The organism is Streptomyces sp. NPDC058964, assembly GCF_042741275.1.
GTDB lineage: Bacteria > Actinomycetota > Actinomycetes > Streptomycetales > Streptomycetaceae > Streptomyces.
In genome coordinates, this window is sequence record NZ_JBHYKH010000358.1 from 5,741 (window position 1) to 9,401 (window position 3,661).

At 72.0% G+C, this 3,661-nt stretch carries 4 protein-coding genes; 1 reads left to right on the forward strand and 3 read right to left on the reverse strand.

Annotated elements, in window-relative coordinates:
• Together ACFW2E_RS32835 and ACFW2E_RS32840 are read right to left on the reverse strand one after the other, a co-directional pair.
• The coding region (locus tag ACFW2E_RS32835; RefSeq protein ID WP_384471306.1) for an FAD-dependent monooxygenase at window positions 1–1,466 on the reverse strand (1,466 nt) is incomplete at its 3' end.
• The gene (locus tag ACFW2E_RS32840; protein ID WP_384471309.1) at window positions 1,451–2,278 is read right to left on the reverse strand and encodes an enoyl-CoA hydratase family protein; all 828 of its coding nucleotides are present in this window, start codon (window positions 2,276–2,278) and stop codon (window positions 1,451–1,453) included. The genes ACFW2E_RS32835 and ACFW2E_RS32840, both read right to left, overlap by 16 nt.
• A gap of 297 nt (window positions 2,279–2,575) precedes the next feature.
• Between ACFW2E_RS32840 and ACFW2E_RS32845 the strand changes: the two genes are divergently transcribed.
• Entirely contained in the window at window positions 2,576–3,028 is a 453-nt protein-coding gene (locus ACFW2E_RS32845; RefSeq protein WP_384471312.1) for an ATP-binding protein, read from the forward strand.
• Here ACFW2E_RS32845 and ACFW2E_RS32850 read toward each other — a convergent pair.
• The coding region (locus tag ACFW2E_RS32850; RefSeq protein WP_384471315.1) for an APC family permease at window positions 2,988–3,661 on the reverse strand (674 nt) is incomplete at its 5' end. The genes ACFW2E_RS32845 and ACFW2E_RS32850 overlap by 41 nt on opposite strands.

The following is a 3,661-nucleotide window of genomic DNA, read 5'->3' on the forward strand; positions in this document are numbered from 1 at the left end:
AACTCGGTGATCCGCCGCCAGGCCTGGGCCTGGCGGCCGGTGTAGAGGCCGGTGCAGCCGGGGGTGATCCGGCCCTCCTCGCTGACGCACACCATCTCGGTCATCACCAGGCCGGCGCCGCCGAGGGCCCGGGAGCCGAGGTGGACCAGGTGGAAGTCGCCGGGGACGCCCTGCACGGCCGAGTACATGTCCATGGGCGAGACGACGACCCGGTTGCGCAGGGTCAGGCCGCGCAGCCGGAACGGGGTGAACATCGGGGGCGTGCCGGGCGGGCAGCCGAACTCGCGCTCCACGGCCCCGGTGAAGTGGGCGTCGCGCAGCCGGAGGTTGTCGTGGGTGACGCGGCGGCTGCGGGTGAGCAGGTTGAAGGCGAACTGGCGGGGCGGCTGGCCGAGGTAGCGCCCGATGTCCTCGAACCACTCCAGGCTGGCGCGGGCGGCGCGCTGGGTGGAGGCGACGACGGGTTTGCGTTCCTCCTCGTAGGCGGCCAGCGCCTCGGCCAGGGCGGGCTGTTCCTCCAGGCAGGCGGCCAGCGCGAGGGCGTCCTCGACGGCGAGCTTGGTGCCGGAGCCGATGGAGAAGTGCGCGGTGTGGGCGGCGTCGCCGAGGAGGACGAGGTTCCCTCGGGACCAGTGTTCGTTGACGACCGTGCGGAAGGTGGTCCAGGCGGACTTGTTGGAGCGCAGGGGGCGCCCGCCCAGGGCTTCCGCGAAGATCTTGGCGCAGCGCTCGACGGACTCCTGCTCGTCGAGGTCCTCGAACCCGGCGGCGCGCCAGACCTCCTCGCGCATCTCGACGATCACGGTGGAGGCGTCGGCCGCGTAGGGGTAGCCGTGCAGCTGCATCACGCCGTGCTCGGTCTCGGCGATCTCGAAGCGGAAGGCGTCGAAGGCGAAGTCGGCGGCGAGCCAGATGTAACGGCAATGGTGGGTGGCCACATGGGGCCGGAACACATGGGCATAGGCCTCGCGGGTGGCGCTGTGCACACCGTCGGCGGCGATGACGAGGTCGTACTCCTCGCAGAGCCGGGCCACGGGCGGTGCCTCGCTGCGGAAGAGCAGCTTCACACCGAGGTCGTGGCAGCGCTCGTGCAGGATCTCCAGGAGACGTTTTCTGCCCAGGGCCGCGAAACCGTGTCCTCCGGAGGTGTGCCTGGTGCCTCGGTGCACGATGTCGATGTCGTCCCAGCGGACGAAGTCCCTCTGCAGGGCTTCGTACACGACGGGATCGGCATGTTCGATGCCGCCCAGGGTCTCGTCCGACAGGACCACTCCGAAGCCGAAGGTGTCGTCGGGCGCGTTGCGTTCCCAGACGGTGATGTCGCGGGTCGGGTCGAGGCGTTTGAGCAGTGCCGCCGCGTAGAGACCGCCGGGGCCGCCGCCGGTGATCGCGATGCGCCGGGGGTGGCCGGCCGCCGTCGGCGGGTGCGGGCCGTCGGGAACTCCCACGATCACCGCCCCCTCCATTTCGGGGGCCGCTTCTCCGTGAACGCCGCATGGAACTCGGCGTAGTCCTCGCCGTTCATGAGGAGGGCCTGGGTGGAGGCATCGAGCTCCACCGCCGCCGCGAGCGGCATGTCCAGTTCCGCGGTGAGCAGGGCCTTCGTCTGGGCGTACGCGAGGGCCGGGCCGTCGGCCAGGCGGCGGGCCAGGGCCTGGGCCGCCTCGTCGGCGTGGCCCTCGTCGGCCAGCTCGCTGATCAGGCCGATCCGCTCGGCCTCCGCGGCCCGTACCGGCTCGCCGAGCATGAGGAGCCGGGTGGCGTGGCCGAGGCCGACCACGCGGGGCAGCAGGTAGGCGGCGCCCATGTCGCCGCCGGACAGGCCGACCCGGGTGAAGAGGAAGGCGAAGCGGGCCGAGGGGTCCGCGACCCGGAAGTCCGCCGCGAGCGCCAGCACGGCGCCGGCGCCGGCCGCGACCCCGTGCACCGCCGCGATCACCGGGAAGGGGCACTCCCGTACGGCCCGCACGACCTGCCCGGTCATCCGGTTGAAGTCGAGCAGCATGCCGGTGTCCATGGACAGGGTCGCGCCGATGATCTCGTCGACGTCCCCGCCGGAGCAGAAACCGCGGCCCTCGCCGGACAGCACCAGGGCGCGGACCGACTTCGCGCGGGACAGCTCGGCGAGCAGATCGCGCAGGTCGGCGTAGGCACCGAAGGTGAGGGCGTTGAGTTTTTCGGGGCGCGCGAGGGTGACGGTGGCGACCCCGTCGGTGAGCTCGACCCGTAGGTGCTCCCAGTCGGAGGTGGGGGCGGCGGAGCCGGTGAAGGGACTCATGACGTGCGGCCTCCTTGGGCGGCGGTGCCTCACGTAGCTCTACCCCATGAAGCTATCACCCATTTATGACTGTCGTCACGATGGCGCGACACAGCACCTCCGCGGAACCCGGTCCCGTCACGCCGGTCACGGGTCGTCGACAGGGAGGTAACAGTGGGAGGGGGCGTGCGAGGCGGGCCGCGGGACCGGGTAAGCGCACCCGTAGCGGGGCCGAAGGTCCCCTGCGGTGCCCCTCCAGGAACGCTCTGGTCCGGGCGCCGTACCATCTCTCAGGTTGAAAGCAGGACAGCCTGCTCCATGAACGGAACCGCCTTGTACGAACCTCCCTCCGCCCCGGCCTCCTGGCGCATCGCGCTGCCGCACACCGCCGCCGCGGTGCCGGTGGCCCGTGCGCTGGTCCGCACGGCGCTGGCGGACCAGGCGCCCGCGGCCGACAGTGACACCGCGGAGCTGCTCACGGCGGAGCTGGTGGCCAACGCGGTGGAGCACGCCGCGGGGAACGGCCCGATAGAGCTGGTGGTGGAGATGCTGCCGACCGGCTGTCAGGTCGAGGTGCACGACCCGGACCCGGCGCCGCCGGGTCATCTCACCCGGCCGGTCCTCGACGTGCCCGATCCGTGGCAGGAGCACGGGCGCGGCCTGCTGTTGATCCGCGCCCTGAGCTCCTCCTGCGGTCACCGCCCGACCGAGTCGGGCAAGGCCGTCTGGTTCAGACTGCCTGTGGTACCGCGTCAGTGGCGTCCTGCGTGACCTCGGCTGCGGGCGTCCTGGTGAGCGTGGAGTTGCGGCGCCCGTAGAGGACGTACACCACGAGGCCGGCCGCGAGGAACACCGCGAACTGGATCCAGGTCTGCCGGCCCGTCTCGTACATCAGGTACAGGCAGAAGCCGACGCCGAGCAGCGGGACGACCGGGTAGAGCGGCACCCGGAAGGAGCGGGCGAGGCCCGGCTCGCGGCGGCGCAGGGCGATCACCGTGACGTTGACGACGGCCATGATGGCGAGCGTGCCGATGGTGCACAGGTTCATCACGGCGTCCAGGGAGGCGAAGGCCGCCGGGAGCGCGAAGACGATCGCGACGATCAGGGTGCCGGCGACGGGCGTAGAGGTCCGTGGCGACACCTTCTCGAAGACGCGCGGGATGAGGCCGTCCCGGGACATCGACATCAGGATGCGGGTCTGGCCGTACATGACGGCGAGCACGACGGAGGCGATGGCGACCACGGCGCCGAAGGCGATGACGCCGCCGCCGACGGTCGAGCCCGTGACCTGGTTGACGACGTACGACAGCGCGGCCGGCCGGCCGGCGACCGGGTCGCCGCCCCTGGCGGCGGGCGCGGGGACGGCGGCCCCGCGCGGACACCGCGAGTCCCCGCCCAACAGAG